The sequence below is a fragment of the Pseudomonas sp. GB2N2 genome (assembly GCF_054897705.1).
Map to the genome: position 1 here is coordinate 1,500,209 of NZ_CM142701.1, position 22,976 is coordinate 1,523,184.

The 22,976-nt window shown below is 57.6% G+C and carries 24 protein-coding genes; 4 read left to right on the forward strand and 20 right to left on the reverse strand.

Annotated elements, in window-relative coordinates:
• The first annotated feature begins 110 nt into the window (after positions 1-110).
• On the forward strand, positions 111-887 hold the full coding sequence (locus ACYZT4_RS06895; RefSeq protein ID WP_461986362.1) for an IclR family transcriptional regulator: 777 nt from the start codon (positions 111-113) through the stop codon (positions 885-887).
• A gap of 54 nt (positions 888-941) precedes the next feature.
• Here the strand turns inward: ACYZT4_RS06895 and ACYZT4_RS06900 are convergent, their stop codons facing one another.
• From ACYZT4_RS06900 to ACYZT4_RS06925, 6 genes are all read right to left on the reverse strand, one after another.
• Entirely contained in the window at positions 942-1,733 is a 792-nt protein-coding gene (locus ACYZT4_RS06900) for an HpcH/HpaI aldolase/citrate lyase family protein (protein WP_461986364.1), read from the reverse strand.
• A gap of 28 nt (positions 1,734-1,761) precedes the next feature.
• On the reverse strand, positions 1,762-2,616 hold the full coding sequence (locus ACYZT4_RS06905; RefSeq protein ID WP_461986366.1) for an HTD2 family dehydratase: 855 nt from the start codon (positions 2,614-2,616) through the stop codon (positions 1,762-1,764).
• Positions 2,617-3,774, reverse strand: coding sequence for a serine hydrolase domain-containing protein (locus ACYZT4_RS06910; RefSeq protein ID WP_461986368.1), 1,158 nt, complete (start codon positions 3,772-3,774; stop codon positions 2,617-2,619).
• 22 nt (positions 3,775-3,796) lie between these two features.
• Entirely contained in the window at positions 3,797-4,558 is a 762-nt protein-coding gene (locus tag ACYZT4_RS06915) for an enoyl-CoA hydratase/isomerase family protein (protein WP_461986369.1), read from the reverse strand.
• The gene (locus tag ACYZT4_RS06920; protein WP_461986371.1) at positions 4,555-6,156 is read right to left on the reverse strand and encodes a GMC family oxidoreductase; all 1,602 of its coding nucleotides are present in this window, start codon (positions 6,154-6,156) and stop codon (positions 4,555-4,557) included. The genes ACYZT4_RS06915 and ACYZT4_RS06920 overlap by 4 nt, the downstream gene beginning before the upstream one ends.
• A gap of 73 nt (positions 6,157-6,229) precedes the next feature.
• Positions 6,230-7,477: a cytochrome P450 gene (locus ACYZT4_RS06925; protein WP_461986373.1), complete on the reverse strand. Its 1,248-nt coding sequence runs from the start codon at positions 7,475-7,477 to the stop codon at positions 6,230-6,232.
• A gap of 357 nt (positions 7,478-7,834) precedes the next feature.
• On the opposite strand from ACYZT4_RS06925, the gene ACYZT4_RS06930 reads away from it, so the two are divergent.
• From ACYZT4_RS06930 to ACYZT4_RS06940, 3 genes are all read left to right on the forward strand, one after another.
• Positions 7,835-8,740, forward strand: coding sequence for a LysR family transcriptional regulator (locus tag ACYZT4_RS06930; protein WP_461986375.1), 906 nt, complete (start codon positions 7,835-7,837; stop codon positions 8,738-8,740).
• Between the two features lie 161 nt (positions 8,741-8,901).
• A complete protein-coding gene (locus tag ACYZT4_RS06935) occupies positions 8,902-10,158 on the forward strand; it encodes an NAD(P)/FAD-dependent oxidoreductase (RefSeq protein WP_461986377.1) in 1,257 nt (418 codons plus the stop codon).
• A 25-nt stretch (positions 10,159-10,183) separates the two neighbouring features.
• Positions 10,184-10,504, forward strand: coding sequence for a 2Fe-2S iron-sulfur cluster-binding protein (locus tag ACYZT4_RS06940; RefSeq protein WP_461986379.1), 321 nt, complete (start codon positions 10,184-10,186; stop codon positions 10,502-10,504).
• Between the two features lie 59 nt (positions 10,505-10,563).
• Here the strand turns inward: ACYZT4_RS06940 and ACYZT4_RS06945 are convergent, their stop codons facing one another.
• The 14 genes from ACYZT4_RS06945 to ACYZT4_RS07010 form a co-directional block, all read right to left on the reverse strand.
• Positions 10,564-10,983: a carboxymuconolactone decarboxylase family protein gene (locus tag ACYZT4_RS06945; RefSeq protein ID WP_461986381.1), complete on the reverse strand. Its 420-nt coding sequence runs from the start codon at positions 10,981-10,983 to the stop codon at positions 10,564-10,566.
• A gap of 29 nt (positions 10,984-11,012) precedes the next feature.
• Positions 11,013-11,837: an SDR family NAD(P)-dependent oxidoreductase gene (locus ACYZT4_RS06950; RefSeq protein WP_461986383.1), complete on the reverse strand. Its 825-nt coding sequence runs from the start codon at positions 11,835-11,837 to the stop codon at positions 11,013-11,015.
• 10 nt (positions 11,838-11,847) lie between these two features.
• The gene (locus tag ACYZT4_RS06955; protein ID WP_461986385.1) at positions 11,848-12,816 is read right to left on the reverse strand and encodes a phytanoyl-CoA dioxygenase family protein; all 969 of its coding nucleotides are present in this window, start codon (positions 12,814-12,816) and stop codon (positions 11,848-11,850) included.
• Between the two features lie 171 nt (positions 12,817-12,987).
• The gene (locus ACYZT4_RS06960) at positions 12,988-13,740 is read right to left on the reverse strand and encodes a pteridine reductase (protein ID WP_461986386.1); all 753 of its coding nucleotides are present in this window, start codon (positions 13,738-13,740) and stop codon (positions 12,988-12,990) included.
• Positions 13,741-13,754: 14 nt separating this feature from the next.
• A complete protein-coding gene (folE, locus tag ACYZT4_RS06965; RefSeq protein ID WP_461986388.1) occupies positions 13,755-14,378 on the reverse strand; it encodes a GTP cyclohydrolase I FolE in 624 nt (207 codons plus the stop codon).
• Between the two features lie 59 nt (positions 14,379-14,437).
• A complete protein-coding gene (locus ACYZT4_RS06970) occupies positions 14,438-15,610 on the reverse strand; it encodes an NADH:flavin oxidoreductase (protein WP_461988578.1) in 1,173 nt (390 codons plus the stop codon).
• A 20-nt stretch (positions 15,611-15,630) separates the two neighbouring features.
• Positions 15,631-16,209 (reverse strand): nuclear transport factor 2 family protein, encoded by a 579-nt coding sequence (locus ACYZT4_RS06975; protein ID WP_461986389.1) that lies wholly within the window; start codon positions 16,207-16,209, stop codon positions 15,631-15,633.
• Between the two features lie 7 nt (positions 16,210-16,216).
• Positions 16,217-17,029, reverse strand: a complete 813-nt coding sequence (locus ACYZT4_RS06980) for an SDR family NAD(P)-dependent oxidoreductase (RefSeq protein ID WP_461986391.1) — start codon at positions 17,027-17,029, stop codon at positions 16,217-16,219.
• Between the two features lie 18 nt (positions 17,030-17,047).
• A complete protein-coding gene (locus tag ACYZT4_RS06985; protein WP_461986393.1) occupies positions 17,048-17,830 on the reverse strand; it encodes an SDR family NAD(P)-dependent oxidoreductase in 783 nt (260 codons plus the stop codon).
• Entirely contained in the window at positions 17,827-18,579 is a 753-nt protein-coding gene (locus ACYZT4_RS06990) for an SDR family oxidoreductase (protein WP_461986395.1), read from the reverse strand. Before ACYZT4_RS06990 ends, ACYZT4_RS06985 begins: the two co-directional genes overlap by 4 nt.
• Before the next feature lie 368 nt (positions 18,580-18,947).
• Positions 18,948-19,958, reverse strand: a complete 1,011-nt coding sequence (locus ACYZT4_RS06995) for a zinc-dependent alcohol dehydrogenase family protein (RefSeq protein WP_461986397.1) — start codon at positions 19,956-19,958, stop codon at positions 18,948-18,950.
• 33 nt (positions 19,959-19,991) lie between these two features.
• Positions 19,992-20,534, reverse strand: coding sequence for a nuclear transport factor 2 family protein (locus ACYZT4_RS07000; RefSeq protein ID WP_461986399.1), 543 nt, complete (start codon positions 20,532-20,534; stop codon positions 19,992-19,994).
• A gap of 64 nt (positions 20,535-20,598) precedes the next feature.
• Positions 20,599-21,717: an acyl-CoA dehydrogenase family protein gene (locus ACYZT4_RS07005; protein WP_461986401.1), complete on the reverse strand. Its 1,119-nt coding sequence runs from the start codon at positions 21,715-21,717 to the stop codon at positions 20,599-20,601.
• A gap of 9 nt (positions 21,718-21,726) precedes the next feature.
• A complete protein-coding gene (locus ACYZT4_RS07010) occupies positions 21,727-22,953 on the reverse strand; it encodes an acyl-CoA dehydrogenase family protein (RefSeq protein WP_461986402.1) in 1,227 nt (408 codons plus the stop codon).
• Positions 22,954-22,976 lie beyond the last annotated feature (23 nt).

Genomic DNA, 22,976 nt, shown 5'->3' on the forward strand with positions numbered 1-22,976 from the left:
TTATTAAACGGTATTTGATATGATGCACGTCAACTACAAGCAATACCGTTTTATGCGATGCGTAGACATCATCAAGACGGTTTAGATTAATCTTTTAAAAGGTAATACACGTGGATAGTGCTGAATCTCAAGTATCGATGGGTCCACGCTCTGTAACGCGGATCCTGGGCCTGTTCGAAACCTTGGCCAAGGCCGTCGACGGTCTTTCTCTTGCCGAATTGAGCGTAACTCTGGACTCTCCGAAAAGCAGTCTGTTGACGCTGCTGCGTCCGCTGGTGGCTGAAGGTTATCTCAGTCACGGCAGCAATCGTTACCGCCTGGGCCCGTTTATTTACCGGCTGGCCGGAGATATCTTGGCCACCCGAAACTTTCCCAAGCTGATGCGGCCGTATCTTGAAGAGTTGGCCATCAAGTCCGGAGAAAGCGTGTACCTGTCTGTGATCGACATGGAGTCACAAATGGTGACCCATATTGACGGTATCGACTCGCAGAACCCGGTTCGTTACGTATCACCGCTTGGTGCTCCCCGTCCCCTGCACTGCACTGCACCTGGCCGCTTGCTGCTTGCCTATCAGGATGAGCGCAGCCAGGATGTCTACCTCAAGTCGGCCAAACTTAAGGCCATGACCTGGCGCACAGTCACTGATCGCAGTACGCTGAAAAAGCAATTGAAAGAGATCCGTGAAAGCGGCGTTTCCATCAGCATCAGCGAGCTAAGCGAAGGCGCAGCCGGTATTGCGGTGCCGGTGCATAATACGGACGGTACCGTGGCGGCAGCGTTGGTGATCGCCGCACCGGCCGAACGCATGCAGCACAAACTCAATGAATTGCGTGAGCTTTTGATTTCTGTAGGGACTGCTGCGTCCGGGCTGCTCGGTCACGCCTGACCGACGACTAAAACACCCGATTCGTTCAGGGCGAATCGGATGTTGTCCTGCACCCTAAGCGGGCTCACGCTGGGCGATAATTTTTCGCGCCCTGAGCAACACAGGCAGATCGATCATCTCCCCCCTCACCTGCACCGCCCCCTCGTTCGAGCGTTCGAAGGCCTGAATGACTTCATTGGCCCAGGCGATCTCGCGCTCGGACGGGCTGAACACCTGATTGACGACAGGCACCTGCCGTGGATGGATGCACATCTTTCCAACGAAACCGAGTGCTTTGCCGTGTACCGCCTCGCGGTTGATCGCGTCTTGGTCATTGATCACCACGCTGACACCATCAATCGGCCCTTCAATACAGGCTACCCGTGACGCAACAACAATCCGGGAACGCGCGTAAAGCAAGGCCTCATCACTGCCATTGCAACCGACGTCCAGTTGATAGTCCACTGAGCCGAACGCGATACGCTGCACGCCGGGAGCCTGGGCCACCGCCGAGACTTGGTGAACGCCCAGCGCGGTTTCCACCAACGCAATAATCGGCGCCTGAGTGACCTCCTGCAGGGCAAGGAATGGCGCCAGAGTCTCTGCCTTAGGCAACATCACGCTGTCGACAGTGATCGATGCCAACAGCGCCAGGTCGTCAGTGAACCAAGGCGTTCCGTAAGCATTAATACGCAGGCAGACGCGAGCGCCGCCGTCCACGGCTGTCTGCACATGCTCACGCGCTTGAGCCTTCTCGGCATCGGCAACGGCATCCTCCAAGTCGATAATCACTACGTCGGCGCCTGCTGCCTGCGCTTTGGCAAAACGCTCAGGTCGATTTCCCGGAACAAACAAATAGGAGCGCATGGGGTTTCCTTCAAATCCAGTAGCTGCTTTAAGCGAGGGTGGCGGTCGCTTCCATGGCAACACTGCCGTCCGGCCCTTGGGCCCACAGCAGCACCGTTGCACATTCATCATCGGGTAATCCACAGAGGGTGAACGACGCGGTATCGAACAGCGGCCGCAACGCACGGAAACTGAAGTGTTTGAGCCTGACGTTCGGCATCTGCCGATGGAGTAAATCGACCAATAAGGTGGCAATCAGCGGGCCGTGTACCACCAGCCCCGGATAACCCTCTACCGCTTGCGCGTAAGGTCGATCGTAATGAATACGGTGTCCGTTGAACGTCAGTGCCGAGTAACGAAACAGCAGCACGGGGTCCGGCGTGAACTCGCGGATCCACAAGGGTTTACGCTCTGCTGGGATAGGCGCCAGTGATGGCATCCCTGGTTGCGGATGATCCCGAAAGACCAAATCTTGCTCTTCACGAATTAGAACTCCTTCCGAGTCTGCGATTTGGTGCTCCAGGGTGACGAAAACCAGTTCACCGCTGCGACCGCTCTTGTGACTGACGTCAAGAATCGTCGAGGTACGTTCAACCGAACTACCCACCAAGGGACTGCGATGAAACTCCAGTCGCCCACCGGCCCACATTCTGCGTGGCAGCTCGATGGGCGGCAGGAAGTCACCCCGTCGCGGATGACCGTCATCGCCTATGGCGGACTGCTGCGCCAGCGGTAAAAAATACAGCCAGTGCCACAACTCAGGCAGTGCATCACCCAGACTCGCGGAAACCGACTCACGGTCAAGAGTCGCCGCCAACGCTGTCATGGGCACCCGCGTGAGTGAGTCAATTTGGTGCTCTCGCCGACCGATCCAGGTCCCAAGATGCTCGATGTCAATGCCCATTTAAATCCCCAATGCCTCACGCACTGCTTGCGCGATAGGCAGTAAAGGGTCCTCTTCCGGGCTGGTCGGGTTGAACAGTTTGTTATGACAAATCGCAACCGCCAGGTTGATGTCTGGGTCAGCCCAGCCAATCGAATTGCCCTGGCCAGGATGGCAGATCGCGCGCGGGTTCTGTACGCAGGTCACGGGTGGATAGTTGCCGCCAAACCAGAAACCACCGATGGTGATAGGAATCGGAAAGCCGAACATTACGGGGTCAGGTTCTTCACTGTTAGCTCTTGGCGTGTTAAGGGTGGCGACCAGCTGCCTGGACAACAGCCGTACGCCATCGAGTTCGCCACCATTTGCGAGAAACGCCCAGAACCGCGCCTCGGAGCGCGCATTGAAGATCCCCCCTACCCCGGCCACTTCAGCGCGCCGAACATCGGCCCGTTCGAATACTTCGGGAACCAGTGCTACGGGTTCAGGCATGGAGGCGGTGAACAACGGCGGCAGGTACTCGGCAGGCACCGGCACCATGGCATTGGTTTGCTTTGCGACTCGCGGCTCAACCTCGTCAGTGATACCGATCCACAGGTCGGTAATGCCCAGCGGCTCAGCGATCTCCTCTCGTACAAAGCGGCTGAAGGAGCGGTGTTTGATATCCGCGCGACGGACCAGTTCGCCAATGATCCAGCCAAAGGTCATCGACAGGTACAGGGTTTTAGTGCCAGGCGTTGCCAACGGCTCAAGATCAGCGATGGCCTCAGTCATCCAGTTCCAGTCGCACATCCGCTCCGGGGTAACACCGGCCGGCATCTGCGGCACACAGGCGCGATGCGTCAGCACATCGCGAACGGTGGTCAGTTCCTTGCCATTGGCGGCGTACTCGGGCCAGTAATGGCTGACGGGGGCGTCGTAATCAATTTGTCCCCGGTCGGCGAGAATATGCAAGGCGGTGGCAGCAACGGCCTTGGTCACCGAGTAGACGTTGAAAAGCGTATCGCCATCGACCGCCTGTGTCCGCGTCTCGTCTGTAAAACCACTCCAGGCGTCGATTACTAGCTTGCCATTCAGGTAAGCAGCGACCTGGACGCCGATTTCGCCGCCTTGGGTGGTGGCCAGATCCAGTGCTTTTTGCACGATAGCCTGTGCTTGCGAATCTAGAGCGTGAGTCATTGAAAAATCCTTCCTGTGGCCGTTAGTGGGTCATCGCGATCGTGGCAAGACCTTCCATGGCCAGACCGTAGCCCAACTCATCCAGAAGTCGGCGCTTGATCGGCTGGGTAAAGGCAACGCGGGTATAGCGCAGGGTCTGCAGGGGTTTGCTTGCCAGTTGCGCGGCCAACTCCCAGGCCCGTGCCAATAGCTGGTCTGAGGGCAGGATTTCAGCAACAACGCCCAACGCCAGCGCCTGAGCTGCACTCAGGCGTTGACCGGTCAGGAGAAAGTAGCGTCCTCGATTGGCACCCAAGAGCATTGGCCACACCACTTGCACGCCATCACCGGGTACGACGCCGTACACGAAGTGCGCCAGATCGGCCAGCTCCGTGGTGTCGCTGGCCAATACAATGTCCGAAAGCACCGGGATTTCGGCGTGGATGTATGCGGGGCCATTGATGGCGCCAATGACCGGGACTTCGATGTCCAGCAGGTTCATCAGCAAATCCTTGCCTTCACGCTGCAAGCGGTGCCAGCCCTGAGACATGGGTTCACTGGGCATTTCGGCCATGTTCATCGCCGCGCAAAACGCATTACCGGTGCCGGTAATGATCAGCACGCGGACTTCGGGATCTCGGCCAATCTCGCGAAAGCAATCACCCAACTGGGTGTGGATGCTGCCATCCAGCGCGCCCCAGGTTAGCGAGTCGCCATCGCTGTGAACCGACAACTGCACGATGCCGTCGCTGCGCTCCAGACGAATGTTGCTGAAGCGCTGTGCATAGTCCTCGAATCGACTCATAACGCATCCTCCAGAATCAGGTCGGCGGCGTGCCAGGCCATGGCCATTATTGGTCCGTTGGTGTTGCCTGAAACCATCGTCGGAATGACCGACAAGTCCATGACGCGCAATCCCTGAACGCCTCTTACCCGAAGTTTTGGGTCCAGAACAGAACCGTCATCCGAACCCATAGCGCAGGTTGAACAAGCGTGAAATCCCGACTGTCCGCGACGACGAAACTCAGCGAGAATTTCCTCGTCTGTCTGCACTGTCGGACCTGGGTGCGTTTCTTCCAGAACCATGTGATTCATCGAAGCGCTGTTAACGACTTTGCGCATGAAACGGAACGCGGCCACCGAGACCTCGCGGTCGTAAGGATCGGCCAGGTAATTGGTGATGATTTGTGCCGGTTGAGCCGGGTCCGATGAAGTAATTTGCACGCTTCCCAGGCTGCGCGGACGCAACGGATAGGCAAATAACTGCATGCCTGGGAAGGTTTCAAAGCCATAGTTTGGCGACGAAAAATCCAGCGAATACGGCGCCATCATCAATTGCGCGTCGGGCCGGTCCAAGCCAGGCCGGCTTTTAAAAAAACCGCCGATCTGATAAGAACCCAAAGCCATGAGTCCGGTTTTGGTCAGGAAATAGCGCAACGCGTTTTTGATCAGACGTACGCCGCCAAACTCTCGATTCTGGCTGTCGCGCCAATGGCGCAGTCGCACCTGCAGAAAATAAAGGAGGTGTTCACGCATGTTGCGACCGACGTTCGGATTGTGTGCAATCACAGGGATTCCCAGGCGGGTCAGGTGTTCACTGTCCCCGATTCCAGAAAGTTGCAACAAGCGTGGCGTCTCTAGTGCCCCGGCGCTGAGAATGACCTCGCGTCGCGCGGTGTAAGACACCAGGGTCCCGCCCTGAGTGCACTCGACACCCGATGCTCGCGTGCCTTCGAACAGCACTCGTCGCACTTGGGTATCAGTGACGATGGTCAGGTTCTTGCGCTGACGCACCGGGCTGAGAAAGGCTTTCGCGGCACTCTGCCGGACACCGCCACTGATGGTGTACGTCAAGTACGCCACACCTTCGTGATCAAGACCGTTGATATCGTCCTTGAGCTTGAGCCCGAGCGCCTTGCAAGCATTGATCACCGCATCACCCAACGCATTGCGATCGCTGTAGTTGGAAACTTTCAACGGGCCTTTGCCGCCGCGCAGTTCACTCTCACCCAGCGCATGGTTTTCGATACTGCGGAATGCCTTGGCCATGGTCTTCCAACCCCAGCCGGTTGCGCCGTTGGCTTCCCAGTCATCGTAATCCTGTGGGTGGCCGCGCATGTAGACCATGCCGTTGATGGCGCTGGAGCCGCCCAACATTTTGCCACGAGCCCACATCTCGGTGCTGCGCCCGGTGCTTTGGTCGGTCGTCACCGGCAGAAACCAGGCGTGTTTAGGGTCCGACAGCAATTTGCCGAAGCCTTTTGGCATATGGATGAGTGGGTTACGGTCCTCAGGTCCCGCTTCGATCAGCAAGACGTTGTTCTGTGCACTTTCAGAGAGGCGGTTGGCCAATACGCAGCCAGCCGATCCCGCACCGACGATGATGTAATCGAAATCTTTCATAGGGCTTAACTCTTCAAAAGCCCGTCTTGGCCGCATTGACCATGACGGGGCTGGAGCCAGTGCGCGGAAGCTATCAGCCAAATTTCACATGAATCGAATGCGGAACCCGCATCATCGTTCCACGCACTTGGGGAGCTGGCTTATCCGGATCAAGACGCAGGTTTGGCAGGCCATCAAGGACCGCTGTCAAGGCGCGGGTCATTTCGACCCGCGCCAGGTGTTGACCGATGCACACGTGCGGACCAAAGGAGAACGCAAAATGCCGATGCTGTGGCTTGCGAAAGATATTGAACACGTCCGGGTCGGGGAATTTGCTCTCATCACGGTTGGCCGATCCGGCTACCACATCAATGAAGGTCCCGGCAGGAATATTCACGCCTCCCAGAACCGCGTCAGAGCGGGCATAGCGGCTTTGTACCACCACCGGTCCGTCCCAACGCAAGGCTTCCTCAATGGCCTGCGGGATCAGCGAGCGATCATTGCGAATCGCCTCCAACTGATCTGGATTGCTCAAGAGTCCGGTCAGCAAAACGCTGGTGCCGCGATACGTGGTATCGCCTGCTGCATTGACCAGTTGCCGCAAAAAGGAAATCAGGACATTTTCCGGCAGGTATTCGCCCTCGACTTCTGCCAAGGCAAGGGAACTGACCAGATCATCCCCCGGATTGGCGCGGCGCTCGGCCACCAGCTTGGTGAAATATTCGCCCAACTTGCGGGACGCTTCCGTTCCGTGTTCGATGTCCACCGACACCAGGGTCTGGGCAATCGCCAGCTTATGGAAAATTCTGGCGTCTTCTGGAGGCAACGCCAGTTGGCGATAAATGATGTGGAAGGGATAGTGCAAGGTGAACTCCTGCACCAAGTCCGCTTCGCCCCTGCCCTCGAACTTGCTCATCAAGTCCTTTAAAACTGGGTCGACCAGCGACTCACCCCAGGCGGCTACGGTCTGCGGCAAAAACGCCTTCTGGAAAATCCGGCGAAAACGAGGATGCTCCGGAGCATCCATGGTCGAAATGCTCTGGCCGAAGCTGATGCCAATGTTGTAGTCGTACGCGTGGTTGCCGTAGGTGGCTGGATCGCCCAACACCTGAGCCACTTCGTCGTAGCCGAAGACGCTGTAGTACTGCGCATCCGCTGGCTTGGTAATGTCTGCATACAAGCCCATCAACGTCCGGTATTCGCCTTTGTGCAACGAGCCTTGGCGGCGCATTTCGGCAATTTTGGCGTAGGGATCAAGGTGATCGCCAAACATCAACGCGTCTTCCAGGAACGGGTCAAAGGAAGGATCGTCGAAGTCTTCAATATTCAGTTTTGCACCCATTATTATTATCTCCGGATCGCGTCACGTATTGGTGTGCGCTGGCCACAACGTCGCCGAAGAAGATAGGAAGCCGCTTCAGAGGTCGCGTCTCGCCAACATACTTGAACATCATTCATATATGCGAACTTCATTCACTATAATCACACTGCCCCGCGGCGGCAAGCGGCTCCTCGAAGAAAATTTGGCCGCGCCAAGCGGGGCAGTCCATCGCCAGGACACCCACACAATATAACGATAGCCACTGCTCCCTCCATCCAATATATGCACGCTTAACTAATGGATGAACCCGCATAAACTGAATTAATCTTTCAGTTATCTTGACGAATCGGCGGGTGCCCCTTGGACAAGTTGCGCTGCATGGAAGTATTTCTTGCCGTCGTTGATCGCGGGACCCTGAGCGCAGCGGCTGCGAGCTTGGGACTGTCCCCATCGATGGTGTCTACTCACCTGACCAACCTGGAGACAGAGCTTGGCGTCCGGCTGTTGAACCGCACCACCCGACGACTGAGCCTGACCGACGAAGGCGCGATTTATCATGTGCACTGTCAACAGATCCTCGATGAAATCAGCAGCGTCGAATCCGATCTTGCCGGCAAGGGCGCCACGCCGCGTGGGCGCTTGCGCGTGGACATTCCCAGCACCATCGCCCAACACCTGATCATGCCCCTGCTCCCAGAGTTTCGCCGGCGCTACGCGGACATTCACCTGGATTTTTCCGACTCTGAGCAAATCCTCGAAACCGTGGAAAACCAGTACGACGTCATGATCCGCCTGGGCTTGCTCCAGGACTCGGGAATGATCGCCAGAGCGCTTGGCCACTCGGCTTTGCTGAGCGTTGCATCACCCCGGTACCTGGCGCAACGAGGTATTCCGCGGACGCCAGATGACCTGCACGGCCATGAGTGCATCAACTACCTGATTGAGCGCACCGGCCGTTTGCTCCCTTGGTCCTTCCAGCACGCCGGGCAGGCGATCGAAATGCAGATTCCGGGGGGATTGTCGATCAGTCAGGGCAACACGCGCATCGAAGCTGCCTTGAATGGCTTGGGTATTGTTCAGGGTATGGCTTTCCATTTAAAAAGCCTGCTGGCTTCGGGGCAGTTGCAACAGGTGCTGGGAGATTGGGTTTCATTGGCTCCTACGCTGGAAGTGCTTTACCCTCGCGGACGCAGGGAATCGCGCAAGGTCCATGCGTTTGTTGATTTTCTACTCGAACATTACCCCTCAGGGCAGGAGATTATTGCGCCGGTTCGCAGCCACTGAAAAAATGTGGCTTAAGCCCTGATACTCCGGCAGCCAGTGCATGAAGTGGTTTGACAGTCGCCACATATGGCGTTCAGTATACGTAACGACGTTCATAATAACTCCAACAATGACAGCCACGCTGCCCTTCTCGGCGCAGACGTAAACAGGTCAGGTGAACAATGACTGAAGAAATCCATCGCACTGCTGTAATCATTGGTGCCGGGCATGCTGCCGGGGAGTTGGCGACTAGCCTGCGAGACAACGGTTGGAGTGGACGAATAATCCTGATCGGTGATGAACCGCATTTGCCCTATCACCGCCCTCCGCTGTCCAAGACCTACTTGTCCGGTGCGGCAACGGCAGAAAGCCTCCTGATCAAATCCCCTGCCACCTATGTAAAAGCCAACGTCGATATCATCAATAACATGCGGGTTTCGCGCATTGATCGACAAGCCAAAACCGTGGAGTTAGCGAACGGCGAATTTATTAGCTACGACAAACTGGTGTTGACCACCGGTGGTCGCCCTCGCCCGCTGTCGGTTCCGCAGTCGCCGCTTGCTGAGCAGTCGGGTAATTTTCATTACTTGCGAACCATGGCTGATGTCGATGCCATGCGGCGTCAATTCGAACCCAACATGCGCCTGGTCATTGTTGGCGGTGGTTACATCGGCCTGGAAGTCGCGGCCGTGGCGGTCAAAGTGGGACTCAAGGTCACCGTGCTGGAAGCCTTTCCCAGGGTGCTGGCACGGGTCACTGCGCCGGAACTGTCAGCCTTCTACGAACGCAAACACCGTGAAGCCGGGGTCGAGATTCGTACGGGCGTGCAAGTCAGCGACCTGGAGATGGACCGTTCCGGCGACGCGGTATCGGCGGTGCTGTGTGCTGACGGCACTCGAGTCCCAGCGGACCTGGTGGTGGTCGGTATCGGCTTGATCCCCAACACAGAGTTGGCCGAGGATGCAGGCCTCGACGTCGACAACGGCATTCTGGTCGATGAGCATGCGCAGACCAGTGACCCGGATATCTACGCTGCCGGCGACTGCACTAATCATCCGAATGCCTCGTTGGGCCGGCGTTTGCGCCTGGAGTCGGTGCCTAACGCGCTGGAGCAGGCCCGTACTGCGGCGGCAGCTATCTGCGGCAAGCACAAGCCCTACAACGTCGTGCCTTGGTTCTGGTCCGATCAATATGACCTGAAGCTGAAGATGGTCGGTCTGTCGCAGGGTTACGATCAGCTGGTTGTGCGAGGCTCCCTGGACAGCGATTCGTTCAGTGCCTTTTACCTCAAGAACGGCCTGGTGCTGGCAGCCGACACCGTCAATCGTCCCCCTGAATTCATGCTTGCCAAACGCATCATTGCCGAACACATTCTGTTGGACCCTGCACTGCTGGCAGACGACAGCATCCCGCTGAAAAGCCTGTTACCGACCCCTTGATTTCCTTGGCCAGAGAATAACAACGATGCCGAAGCTCACGTTTATCCAAAACGATGGCACTGAACAAACCGTGCAGGCCGAAGTTGGCCAATCAGTGATGCAAATCGCTGTGGACAACCAGATATCAGGGATTCTAGGGGACTGTGGCGGAAGTTGCAGTTGCGCAACCTGTCACGGCTATGTCGAGCCTGAGTGGGCTGAGCACATGCCTGCTGCTGCCTCCTATGAGGTCGACATGCTCAGTTGCGCCATGGACGTCGATGACCGAAGCCGACTGACCTGCCAGATCAATATGACCCCGGAACTGGATGGCTTGATCATTCGCCTGCCCGCTTCGCAGACCTGAGTATCCGTACCCTGCCATCAGCCCGCCGCACATCAAGGCGCGACGAGCCGACGCTTCACTTACAACAGGCCGCTTTCGTCGGCCTTTTTCACGCCACCGTCCAGGCCGCGCTCACGCAACACTTCAATCGTTACCGTCAGCGCACTGGAAATTGCAGGGAAACCCACATACGGCAACGTCTGGATGATGATTTCCTGTAGCTCCAACACTGTCAGGCCATTGTTCAGCCCGAAGCGCAGATGGTTCTTCAATTCTGCGGGTTGGTGTTGAGCGATCAACGCGCCGATGACCACAGCGCTTCGGTACTTGAGTTCCAATCCAGGCCGTGACCAGACGCTGCCAAACGCATGCTCGATAGCCATGCGCGCGACATCGGCGGCAAATCTACCGGACGTTGCCCCAGCTTCGATCGCCTTGGCGAAATCAGGGCCCATCATCTGCACCATCAACTCATGGCCGGCTTGCCAGTTATCGTTCATTGTTATTGTTCTCGTCGTGAAATTGAATGTCAGACTTCAGATTGAACCTGACCGTACGCGGTCAGTGGCGCAACCTGCGTCACGCCGCCATCGACTGGCAGGCAGACTCCGGTAATGAATCGCGCTTCGTCGCTGGCCAGAAACAGGCAAGCAGCTGCAACATCCCAGGCGTCACCTTCAATATTCAATGGCGCAATGCCGCGGCGAAGCGTACGCATGCTTTCGTCGAGCAGACCATCTACCAGCGGCGTAAAAATATGCCCAGGCGCGACGGTGTTGGCGCGTAGGCCTTGACGGCCATACATTACTGCCAGCTCACGGGTCATTTGCACCATCGCAGCTTTTGATGGCCCGTAGGCTACAGAGCCGTGCCCTTGCAAACCGGCAGTCGATGCAATGTTCAGCACCGCCGAACCTGGCTTCACCAGTAGGTGAGGCAAGGCATGCCGACTCATCAAAAAAGCGCTTTTCAGGTTTACATCCAGCACGCGCTGCCACAATTCGATGGGGTGCACTTCAAAGCGCTGCGGCCCCGTGGCAATGCCCACGTTGTTGACCAGAATATGCAGAGCGCCGTAACGCTCGACGGTCTCAGTGACGAAACGCTGACAATCCTCATCGGACGTGACATCGCCAGCGCAAACAAACGCGTCGCCGCCCGCCCCGGTTATCATTGCCAAGGTCTCTTCGGCGCGCTCGGGGTGCTGGTCTATCAGGCAGACCTTTGCACCTTCACGTGCGAATCGGTAGGCAATGGCCTTTCCGGTGCCTACGCCTTTGCCCTGCGAACCCGCGCCGGTGACGATGGCCACCTTGCCGGCCAGCCGTGCACTAAAAACACTCGGTAATGGCATTGAAGTCTCCTCAGTGCGGCGGACGAATAAGGGTGGCGCGGCTATCACTGAAGGCAACAATGGCGGAATCACCGGTTTTCATGTGCTGGGGAATTTCAGCCAGAGGGACTTTCTTACCATCGATACCCCGGCAATAGGTTTGCTCATCGACCACGAAAGTCCCCGTGCGTCCATCGTCGCCAACCACACTGACCGAGCTGCTGGATAACGCCGTCAACTTGCCAATGATCGGTGTATGTCCCGAGGCGCCCATGATGCGAATGTCCATGGACAAACGAAAACGGTCCGAGTAGTTGGCCAACCCGCTGTGTGGGGTATTGATGTGCATCAGGAGCACATCGCCGGGCCGGTAAGTGGTTCGACGCCAGGCGTGATCAGGGACCGAGCCATTGGGGATGGGAAACAACGGAGGCGTGTTCACATCGTGCAGATAAGGGCCTTTGTGCATGCCCTCAGCCAGGATCAGACCACCCACCTCATCGGTGATCACAGACAACGGAATCCAGCAAATCAGGAACGGGATACCGACGTTGTAAAAACCATCCTGGTGCAGGTAATCCAGACGGCTGGGTCTGCGCTCTGCGGTCGGCGGCGTGGCACGGTACTCCACGGTTGGAATCCAAAACGGTTGGTCATCGAGCAAACGCTGAAAGAAGGCGTGAATCGGCGCCTCCTGAACAAAGGGGCGCCAGATTTCACGTTCGACCAACGGCTCCATTCGAAACGGGAAGCCGTCGAGACTTTTACCACTGTAGCGCGCCTCGGCGTCGTCCTTTTGGGTAACCCCCAGCTGATCAAGCAACTCCATGTAAACCCCGCGCAGCCTGGTCACTGAAGCCTGGTCGAGGACGTCACGGAAGAACCAGTAACCGTCTCGTTCCCAAGCTGCGTTCAGAGCCTCGCGGTCATCGAGCAGGCTGTTGGAAATATTGAGTTCACGCATCTGCGGTTGGTTTGATACAGGCGAAGAAATACTCATCGATTGCAGCCCCTTTCTTGTTGTAGTGGGAACGCACGGTTACACGCATCGGTAAACCAGCACTGGACTGATATTACTGAGATGGCAGCCCCGGATAATCCGCCTTACGGTCAAAACACCTTTCAGTTTTTTTGAGCAATCGTTTGGGATACCGCAGCTATATCAACACAATCAAAGATGGGCTGAACGCCCGCCATCCACCGCCAGGATCTGGCCGCTGATATAAGGTGCGTCCGCCAGCAGAAACAATACGGTGCGAGCAATGTCATGTGGTTCGCCCGTGCGTTTGAGCAACGTCGAGTCAATAACCCTCTGCCGCGTTTGCGCGTCGAATAAACCATCAGCAGGCCACTCGATGGCGCCGGGCGAGACACCATTGACCCGCACGTGCGGTCCCATTTCGATGGCCAACGCCTTGGTCAGGCCCAGCAGCGCGGCTTTTGCCGCGCAATAGGTCGAGAAGCCCGCAATAGGTCGCTCAGCGTTGATGTCGATGATATTGACTATGGCGCCACCCGTTTCCTTCAGGTGTGGCCAAGCCGCCTGGGAGAGGAATAATGGAGCTTTGAAGTTGCTGCCGACCAGGTCTGTCCAGATTTCCTCGTCAATACTTCCCAGTGGGGTCGGATAGAAACTGGATGCGTTGTTGATAAGCCCGTCAAGACGGCCAAAGCATTGCGCAGCCGATTGGACCAGTGCCGCTAGGGTGTGAGTGTCCAGCAGGTCGGCTTGCAATAAGGCGACAGAATCTGGACGCTCCCAGTTCAACCGGTCCGCCAATTCGCTGGCTTCCCCATCGCTGTGGCGATAATGCAAAATGATCGACGCTCCGGCATCATGCAGGGCCCTGACAATGGCCGCACCGATGCGCTTTGCACCACCGGTGACCAGAATCGCCTTGCCCTGAAGGGATGAATGGGACATTGCTCATCTCCTGCTCAGCTGTTGGCAAACCGTGGGTGAGCGGTCAGGCCGATGATCGAAAGTAGTTCACGGCGAGTCTCGCCATGATCGCGGAACGCGCCGACCATCCGGCTGGTAACCATCGAAACGCCTGCCTTGTGCACGCCTCGGGTGGTCATGCACTGGTGAGAGGCCTCGATGACCACGGCCACGCCCAGCGGTTGCAGAACATCACTGAGCGTGTCGGCAATCTGCACGGTCATTTTTTCCTGGATCTGCAGACGTTTGGCGTACACCTCGACCAAACGCGCTAGTTTGGAAATCCCCACCACACGCTTGTCCGGCAAATAGGCCACGTGCACCTTCCCAATGATCGGCACCATGTGGTGCTCGCAGTGACTTTCAAAACGAATATCGGTCAGCACGATCATTTCGTCGTAACCTTCGACTTCCTCGAAAGTACGCGAAAGAATTTCACGTGGATCTTCCAAGTATCCGGCATAAAACTCGTCATAAGACTTGACGACCCTGCGCGGTGTATCTAGCAGCCCCTCACGATCCGGATCATCACCCGCCCAGCGAATTAATGTCCGTACCGCCGCTTCGGCTTCGTCACGGGTTGGGCGTACCTGGGTTTTAAACTCTTCTTTGACCGTCATCACACCACTCTTCTTCATGCGTTACCGATCGATCCAGGCGAATTGAATCGCGGGAACGATCAGGTCAACACGCTCAAGGATTCATTGTTAAAAGGTTCGAAAACTTTTCCTTGTCGGGCCTTGCTTGCCCAATTGGGGTCCTGCAACAGGGACCGTCCAACACCGACCAGGTCGAACTCACCCCGTTCATAGCGCGCCATGAGCAATTGCAGGTTGTTGCTGGAGTGCGCACCGCCTTGCTTGTTGCTGTCGTACATACCGTTATCCAGCCCCACGCCACCGACAGTCATGCTCATGCATCCGGTGACTTTTTTGGCCCAGCCCGCCAGATTCAATTCACCATCGCTGCCGCTAATATCTGGAAATTCAGCGCGATTGAAGTAACGCACGCTGGCATCGAAGACATCGGCTCCGGCCTCGGCAATCGGCAGCAGAACGTCCTGCAGTTCTTGCGGTGTGGTTGCCAGTCTGGATTTGAAGTCTTGTTGTTTCCATTGTGAAAAACGGAACAGAATTGGCAACTCTGGACCGACCGCCTTGCGGATCGCCTTGACCACCTCGACAGCAAAACGACTGCGTGCCTTACGGTCACCGCCCCAGGTATCGGTGCGCTGGTTGGTCACGCTCCACAGGAAGGTATCGATCAAATAACCGTGGGCGCCGTGGATGGCGATCCCATCAAAACCCAGCGCCTTGGCATGAGCGGCACTGCGCGCATAGCCAGCAATGACATCGGCAATTTCCTCCTCGCTCATTGGCGTGGTCGGCACCAACTGTGCCGCCACGTAGTCCGCGGGCGACGAGGTCAACCCGACAGGCGGCCCCCATATTCCGGAGGGACGCGACGACGGTATGTGTGGGTTAGGCCCGGTGCCTTGCAAGCGCATTACGCCTTGGTGCCACAGTTGCGGAAAAATGCGCCCACCCTCGGCATGCACCTGTTCGACCACCCGACGCCAACCGGCCAACGCGGCGTCGCCATACAGATGTGGGAGGTCACTTTCGCCTATGCCCGCTTCGCCCAAGGCAGAGGGATGATCGACACCAACACCTTCGGTGATGATCAGACCGGTTTCGCCTTGCGCCCGACGGCTGTAATAACCCGCAACGTCTTCACCCGGGACACCGCCTGGGGAGAAATTCCTGGTCATAGGTGCCATCACGATACGATTGTTCAAGCGCAGCGACCCTAACTGCAAGGGTTCGAATAAAGGTGCAACAAGGTTTGACATGGAACGCTCCTCGGAGGAAGTCATGGCTGCTTCGTCAGACGTTGACGAAGCTCGCTGGAGCTGCGCGACCAGAAGCAGTCCCAATGCGGGAAGCTGCTCGGCAACCGTGGCTGAAATCGCGGCTCGGTGTATTTGCCCGGCCAGTGCTGCCATTGCGGTACGCCGGGCCGTTGCTGCCAGTCGGTGGAGTACCAATGGCGCTCGTCGCGGCGTTCGAAGAACCATTCCCCGTCACGTCGTGCATAGCTGTCGAAGTAACAGAGGGCCATGACCACCCAATGATCGCCGTCTTCATGCTCCGCGCGGCAGTACACAGTACCCGTCGCGTGGTCGGCATCCTGAAAATCGATGGTATGACCGCAGATCTGGTGCACGCTGCGATAGAACGCCTGGAGGATAGACTCAGAACCGTAAAAGTCCTTGAGCGCCGCCCGCCCTTTGCCCCGCCGGCCACAGTCCACGTCGTCAGTAAACAGCGCGACCAGCGCATCCAGGTCACGACCGTCGACATTCAGGGCATAACGCGATGGGAGTTGCTGAATGGCCAGTTGCGCCTCGACCCGTTCAAGGCGCTGTTCAAGGGTTTGAAGTTGACTCATAGAATGGTTACTCCTGAGCAGTGGTCATGCTTCGGCGCTCGTCGGCGTAATAAGGCTGGTGCGCCAGAAGCCCTCCGTCCACGTTGATCACCTGGCCAGTCACGAATGCCGCTTCATCTGAGGCCAGATACAGGGCTGCGCTGGCGATGTCCTCCACCGAACCCAGGCGTGGCGTCAGGTGATGTTCAAGCATCATTTGGCCAGCAGGGCCGGCGTAGTCCTGCTCGGTTGCGGGCGTCACGATCAAGCCGGGGGAGATGGCATTACAACGAATGCCTTCATTGCCGTGCTGGGTCGCGATGTACCGAGTCAGGGCTTCGATCCCGGCCTTGGAGACTGCGTAGGCGCTATAACCGAGGGCGCCTGCCTGGGCGGAGTCGGAACTGGTGTTAATGATCGAACCACCGCCACCCTGACGCATCGCAGCGATCGCCATCCGGCTGGCGAGCATGCACCCACGCAGGTTAATACGCAGGGTGTCATCCCAGACCTGAGTGTCCATCTGCTCGACGGGGGAGTCCTTAAACTGGGACAAATGGGTCGCAGCCGCGTTGTTGAACAGCACGTCCAGACCGCCAAAGGTACTGAGGGCAAAATCGATCATGGCGCGGATTGATGTTTCATCGCCCAAGTCCACTGTGACAGCAGCCGCCCGCGCCCCGGCCTCACACAGGCGTTCAGCTTCTCGGCGTGCACCTTTGCCATTAAGGTCGGCCAACACCACCAGCGCGCCCTCTTCTGCAAAACGCCTGGCAGCGCCCAGGCCGATGCCTGACGCCGCACCCGTAACGATGGCAACTTTGCCTTGTAGTCGGTTCATTGATAGCACCCCTGAAGGTTAAACCGCGGTATAGAGGCCGCCGTCGACTTGGATGATTTGCCCTGTCACATAACTCAGGTTGGGGTTGCACAAGGCTGTAATGGCTCGACCCACATCCTCCCGTTCGCTGCCCATGTATCCCAGCGGGAAGTTGGCGATGTACTGATCGCGCAGAACCGGATTCATGGCGAAAAAAGCCTCAGACGCCGCGGTCAGTGCCGCTGGAGAAACCGCATTGACAGTAATGCCGAACGGCCCCCATTCCCGCGCCAGGGCTTTGGTCAGGCCGCGAATGGCCCCCTTGCTGGCCGCATAACCCGGATTGAGTGCCGCGCCGTGCAAACCGAACGCCGAACACAGCAGAATCAGTCGGCCACACCCCGTTGCATGCAAAGCGTCGAACGCGGCGACGGCGCAGTTGTGGGCACCAACCAGATCCACCGCCAGTTGGTTATCCCAATCGTCATCTGCAAAGTCTTCCAGGTTTTTCGGGTGGCCGGAGGCGCCATGCGTGGCGTTGTGCACCAGAATATCCAGGCCACCAAATTGGCTGACAGCAGCGGCTACCACCTGGCGCATGTCGTCGAGTGAAGTGACGTCGGTCTCGATTGCCAGCGCCTCGCCACCCTCCTCGCGGATCAACTGTGCCGTTTCTTCACCCGTACTGCCTCGGCGTGCGGCGATCACCACCCGGGCGCCGACTTCATCCATCGCCAGAGCGATGCCACGGCCAAGCCCGCCGCCTGCGCCGGTTACCAACACGGTCTTACCGTCAAGAATGTGAGTCATTTGATTGTTCATGGGACCATCCACAAGCCGCCGTCCACAGGAAGTGAAACACCCGTCAATGCACTTGCACTGACCAGCATCGCAATCGATTCAGCCACACCGTTGTCCAGTGTCGGGACGTAGCCCATGGCTGGTGGCGGTGGGCCCATCTCAGGACTCAAAGGGATGGGCGCGTCCTGCAGCGGCGGCGCGAGGGTAACCGAGTCGACCCCTACCCAGTTCACGCGGATGCCCTTACTGCCCCACTGCCGGGCTGCTGACTTCATCAGCCCGCGCTGCCCTTCGCTGAAGGCCGAAAATGCGGTCAGGCCTGCGCTGCCGGTCAATGACAAATTGGCCCCGAGCACAACCACACTGCCTGGCCGCCCGGCGAACAGCCCAAACGCCTCCTGCAAACCATGGCGCACCAAGCGTAAAGGCTTAAGACAAGCGCTTTGCCAGTCGTCCGAAGACATGGAGGTGATCGGTCGGGCAGTTAGCGAGGCGGCGGGGGTCACGGCCAATACCACTGCATCAATGTCACCCAACTGCTGCATCGCCTGTTGGAGCACCAACGCCAAGCCGGCTCGTGAGCTGAAATCGCTGTGGCAGAGCGCATTTGCGGTGGCTGCATGCGCAGCGTCGGTGGCCAGGCTAACGCGGGCCCCCTGCGCGATCAGTCCTTGGACCAGACTGTCGGCCGCGCTGAAACCCACAGCGATAACGACGATTTTTCTATCCTTGGCATATTGCAGTGCCCTGGACGCTGCGTTGATGGTCATGCACACACTCCCGTTTATTGTTTGTTTTACGGAGTCGCGGTGTTAAGGGTTGCTAGTGTTGCGGGCAACTTGTGTTCATCTATGTAAACAGTGTTCATATTTACAGTCAAGCCAGCCCGCGCCAATATCTGCATGGTGTGCTGATTTTCACGCTACTGGCGTCTGACCTGTCACCGCCAGTTACCAACACCGTGAGCTTACCCAGCGATCTGGCGAATATGCGGGTGTTTGGCTATGCCCTGTTGATGACGTTTGATGACGTTGTTGGAGCCAGTGGTAGCGTTTACGTTACCCAAGCGGTGGACTGTGTCGCGTGCCCACGTATTTTCCTTCGCCGTTCAGTCTCAGAGCGAGTCTGCGTTGGGTAATCAGTCGATGCGAACCACCACCTTTCCAACGTGTTTTCGTGATTGCAGATGGGTAAACGCTTCAGGTACTTGTTCAAAGTCGAACACCCGGTCGATCACTGGCTTGAGTTGATGCAAGGCAATGGCGCGATTCATCTGCTCGAACTGCTCGCGACTTCCGACGCGAATGGTATTGACGCTCAATCCTCGGTAGAAAAATCCCTCACTGAGTCCTGGGCTACCGGACAACAGCCCGACGACACTGATACGCCCGCCAATACAGGTCGATTGCACCGAGCGCTCTATGGTCTCGCCACCGCCGACTTCAACGGTAACGTCGACGCCCTGCCCTTCGGTACTGGCCAGTACCTGCTGATGCCAATCACCATGGATTCGATAATCGATCAGGTGATTCGCGCCCAATAACCGCAGGTGTTCAAGCTTCTCGGCGCTGGATGACAAGGCGATGACCTCAGCACCAAACAGCTTGGCCAGTTGCAGCGCAAACACCGACACCCCGCCACTGCCTTGCACCAGGACGCGCTGCCCGGGTAGCAAAACACTTTGCGCGCACAGCGCCGACCAGGCGGTGAGCGCCGCACACGGCAAGGTGGCGGCTTCCTCGAATGATAGATGCCGAGGCACCTTCACCAGTTCGTCCTGCGACACGCAGGCGTATTCACACAGTGTTCCGTTTACCGAACCGCCGCGGCCGAGAATCGCCAACCCCTGTGGCTGCTCTCCGGCGATCCAGTAAGGGTGAAAGGTCAACGCAACGCGATCGCCCGGACCGACCCGATGTACGCCCTCGCCTACTGCTACCACCTCACCGGCGCCGTCTGAACACGGCACGAGATCCGGCTTACACATTTGTTGATAGTGGCCAGCGAGGATTGCCAGATCGCGAAAATTCAAGGACGCGGCGCGTAACTTGACCAGCACCTGACCCGGCGCTGGTGCGCCCGGAGGCTCGCTTTCACGCAGGCGCAAGCCATCGACTCCGCCGTAATGGGAGATGACATAGGAACGCATGATGCCTCCAGAGGTTTTAACGGACGAACAAACTCAGCCAGGCTGGCGTGCTGAAAGCGGCCGCATCCAGGACACGTCGTCGCTCGAACGAGTGCTGGTGGCATTGCCCATCTGCAGCTGTCGAAAAGCCTGCGGTAGCTCCGCGGGTTTCAGCTCATTGATGCTTTCAGTGACGCACACCCGAGAAGCAATGGCCCAAAGACCGTCACGCTTTTCGAAACGATCAACGTAGCGTCCCACCGCGACCGTGTCGGGCTTGGTGCGATTTTCACCGAAGAACAGCCAGTAGGTTTCGGCGTGAGCGGTATCACCCTCGATCTCGGCCGTGTGGTTGGTGATGATGTGATGGTGTGATATCTGGTATTCATTGTGGTAGGCGAACGCCCAATCGATGAAGGCTTCGCGGCCACCGCAGAACGCGCCATGATCATCCGTGGCGTCTTCGTGGTAAACCGTGCGCAACAGGTCGCGGTCGAATCGGTCTACAGCCCGGCAATAACGGGTAACGCAATCTGAAATGGCCTGGCGATCGAGCAACAGCCGCACATTTGCCAGTAGTTCTTCGGTGACATTCATGAGCAAGGCTTCCATTTTTATTATCAAGACACGCGAATCTGCGGACAGACTCGCGTGAAGGTCATCAGCTCGCGGCAAAGCGCGCCAAGTGATAGTCGATATCGCCAAACTGCTTTTCCAGCAATGTCATCAAGCGGAAGTAATGACCCACCTGATACTCCTCGGTCAGACCGATACCGCCGTGCAACTGCACCCCCTGAGCACAAACGAATCGACCGGATTTACTCGCGGCGGCTTTAGCGGCTGAAATCGCCTTGCGGCGCTCTTGCGGTGTTTTTTCCAGGTACGCCATGCCCCGGAACAGAATCGATCGTGTATGGATGGCCTCGACGAACATCTCGGACATCCGATGTTGCAGGGCCTGAAATTTGCCGATGGGCTGACCGAATTGAGAGCGGGTCTTGATGTATTCGGCCGTCAGGTCCATGACCCCGTGCATCACACCGAGGATCTGCGCGACCACCGCCAAGGCAGCGCGATCATGAGCCTCATCCAACACCTTCCGACTGCCCGATGGCTCCAGCAGCAAGGCAGACACTGGCAACTGAACAGCGTTGAAACGCACGTCGGCGGCTCGGGTACCGTCGATCAAGGTGTAGCTCTCAAGGCTGACACCAGGCGCAGCGCGGTCGACGATAAACACCGCTGGATCGCTGAAGTCGTCCAGGCTGGCGGTCACCAACAGTTTGTCCGCTGAAGCCGCAGCGACAACCAGGGTTTTCAGTCCGCTGAGGGTATAGCCCTGGGCCGTTTTCACCGCAAAGGTCTCGGCGCAACATCCAACGGCGAAACGCGAGCCGTTTTCACTGTCGGCCAACGCCAGCAACAAACGCCCTTCGATCAGCGCCGGGAGCAGGTCTTGTCGATGGTAATCATTGCCAGAGCGGTCGATGATGCGGGCGCATAACACTGCGCTGCTGACGAAGGGTTCAAGCACCATGCCGCGCCCAAAGGATTCAAGCACGATGGTGGTTTCGGCAAATGAACAGTCCAGGCCGCCCACGTCTTCCGGCAGGTTCAGGCCCAACCAACCAAGGTCTGCAAACTGCCGCCAGTGCTCGCGGCTGAAACCTTCATCACTGGCGGCCTGATGCCGGCGTTCCTCAAACCCGTAAGCATCCTTGATATAGCGCTCTACGCCATCGCGCAGCATCGCCTGCTCTTCCGATAGATTGAAATCCATGGTGCGTCCTCAGAGCCCGAAGGCAAGCTTGGCAATAATATTTTTCTGTACTTCACGGGCCCCGCCATAAATGGTCGAGGCGCGCTGGAAGAAGTACATATTGCTGCGCCCCGGCACATAGGCTGGCCAGAGGTCATCCAGCTCACCGGCGACGGCAGGCTCGTGGACCTTGCGGTTTGGCCCGTGGTCATAGAAGCGCAGTGCCCGTGGGCCGAGCGCATCAACCTGCAGTTCAGTGACCTGCTGCTGCAATTCCGAGCCGCGAATCTTCAGGGTCGAGACCACCGCATCGAGGTTGTCGCGCAGGGTCTCCTTGCTGAGGATGCGCAATACCGACCATTCCAGGCCAAGAACGTCAACCTCAACCGAAGCCAGCCTGCGACTGAAGGCCGGAGTATCGATCAATGGCACGCCATCGATCTTCTCGTACCGGGCAATGGCCTTGGCCTTTTCCAGTTCCCGCTTGTTGAAGTAGATGAAAGCACTGGATGTACGTTCTTTTTCCAACAGGTATTTGGCGTAAGTCCAGCCCATGCCAGGCTCCCCCACCAGATGCTCCTTCGGAACACGAACGTTCTCCAAAAACACTTCAGCCAGACCGTCGCCACCATCTATGGAGATGATCGGCCGCACGGTAATGCCAGGGCTTTTCATGTCGATCAACAGGAACGAGATACCGCGCTGGGGCTTGACGGTCGCATCGGTGCGGACCAGGAAAAAGCCCCAATCCGCCATCTTGGCGTCACTGGTCCAGATCTTCTGGCCGTTGACGACGTAATGGGTGCCCGCCTCGTCCAGCTCAGCACGCGTGCGCAGACTCGCCAGGTCGGAGCCGGCATTGGGTTCAGAAAAGCCCTGACACCAAAATGTGTCACCCGCCAACAATGGCGGCAGAAATTTTTCCTGCTGCCATGCATTGCCAAAGGCGATAACCACTGGCGCCATCATGTGCGTTCCTTGCCAGCCATAATCCAGGCCGTCGGCATTCACTAGTTCTTCCAGAAAGATATGTTTGCGCAGAGGCGACCAATCCGTACCACCAAATGCTTCAGGCCAGTGCGGAGCACCCCAACCGCGAGCGTGAAGGGTTTTCTGCCACTGACGCAACACCTCACGAGGTGGTGGGTGGCTACCTTCGAACCCGTAGTGCGCGACCTCGGGGCTCACGTTGTCCTTAAAGAACTGCCGGACTTCCTGGCGAAAAGCTTCATCTTCAGGGCTGAATTCGAACTGCATGGTCTGACCTCTGTCAGGTGAAA

Bases quoted from the DNA above. Each gene is read 5' to 3' on its own strand.
- ACYZT4_RS07010 (WP_461986402.1), bottom strand. From the start codon at position 22,953: ATGCAGTTCGAATTCAGCCCTGAAGATGAAGCTTTTCGCCAGGAAGTC.
- ACYZT4_RS06930 (WP_461986375.1), top strand. From the start codon at position 7,835: ATGGAAGTATTTCTTGCCGTCGTTGATCGCGGGACCCTGAGCGCAGCG.
- ACYZT4_RS06935 (WP_461986377.1), top strand. From the start codon at position 8,902: ATGACTGAAGAAATCCATCGCACTGCTGTAATCATTGGTGCCGGGCAT.
- ACYZT4_RS06970 (WP_461988578.1), bottom strand. From the start codon at position 15,610: ATGTCAAACCTTGTTGCACCTTTATTCGAACCCTTGCAGTTAGGGTCG.
- ACYZT4_RS06960 (WP_461986386.1), bottom strand. From the start codon at position 13,740: ATGTCCCATTCATCCCTTCAGGGCAAGGCGATTCTGGTCACCGGTGGT.
- ACYZT4_RS07005 (WP_461986401.1), bottom strand. From the start codon at position 21,717: ATGGATTTCAATCTATCGGAAGAGCAGGCGATGCTGCGCGATGGCGTA.
- ACYZT4_RS06955 (WP_461986385.1), bottom strand. From the start codon at position 12,816: ATGAGTATTTCTTCGCCTGTATCAAACCAACCGCAGATGCGTGAACTC.
- ACYZT4_RS06915 (WP_461986369.1), bottom strand. From the start codon at position 4,558: ATGAGTCGATTCGAGGACTATGCACAGCGCTTCAGCAACATTCGTCTG.
- folE (WP_461986388.1), bottom strand. From the start codon at position 14,378: ATGACGGTCAAAGAAGAGTTTAAAACCCAGGTACGCCCAACCCGTGAC.
- ACYZT4_RS06945 (WP_461986381.1), bottom strand. From the start codon at position 10,983: ATGAACGATAACTGGCAAGCCGGCCATGAGTTGATGGTGCAGATGATG.
- ACYZT4_RS06910 (WP_461986368.1), bottom strand. From the start codon at position 3,774: ATGACTCACGCTCTAGATTCGCAAGCACAGGCTATCGTGCAAAAAGCA.
- ACYZT4_RS07000 (WP_461986399.1), bottom strand. From the start codon at position 20,534: ATGAATGTCACCGAAGAACTACTGGCAAATGTGCGGCTGTTGCTCGAT.
- ACYZT4_RS06900 (WP_461986364.1), bottom strand. From the start codon at position 1,733: ATGCGCTCCTATTTGTTTGTTCCGGGAAATCGACCTGAGCGTTTTGCC.
- ACYZT4_RS06940 (WP_461986379.1), top strand. From the start codon at position 10,184: ATGCCGAAGCTCACGTTTATCCAAAACGATGGCACTGAACAAACCGTG.
- ACYZT4_RS06905 (WP_461986366.1), bottom strand. From the start codon at position 2,616: ATGGGCATTGACATCGAGCATCTTGGGACCTGGATCGGTCGGCGAGAG.
- ACYZT4_RS06980 (WP_461986391.1), bottom strand. From the start codon at position 17,029: ATGAACCGACTACAAGGCAAAGTTGCCATCGTTACGGGTGCGGCGTCA.
- ACYZT4_RS06985 (WP_461986393.1), bottom strand. From the start codon at position 17,830: ATGAACAATCAAATGACTCACATTCTTGACGGTAAGACCGTGTTGGTA.
- ACYZT4_RS06920 (WP_461986371.1), bottom strand. From the start codon at position 6,156: ATGAAAGATTTCGATTACATCATCGTCGGTGCGGGATCGGCTGGCTGC.
- ACYZT4_RS06950 (WP_461986383.1), bottom strand. From the start codon at position 11,837: ATGCCATTACCGAGTGTTTTTAGTGCACGGCTGGCCGGCAAGGTGGCC.
- ACYZT4_RS06975 (WP_461986389.1), bottom strand. From the start codon at position 16,209: ATGAGTCAACTTCAAACCCTTGAACAGCGCCTTGAACGGGTCGAGGCG.
- ACYZT4_RS06995 (WP_461986397.1), bottom strand. From the start codon at position 19,958: ATGCGTTCCTATGTCATCTCCCATTACGGCGGAGTCGATGGCTTGCGC.
- ACYZT4_RS06925 (WP_461986373.1), bottom strand. From the start codon at position 7,477: ATGGGTGCAAAACTGAATATTGAAGACTTCGACGATCCTTCCTTTGAC.
- ACYZT4_RS06990 (WP_461986395.1), bottom strand. From the start codon at position 18,579: ATGACCATCAACGCAGCGTCCAGGGCACTGCAATATGCCAAGGATAGA.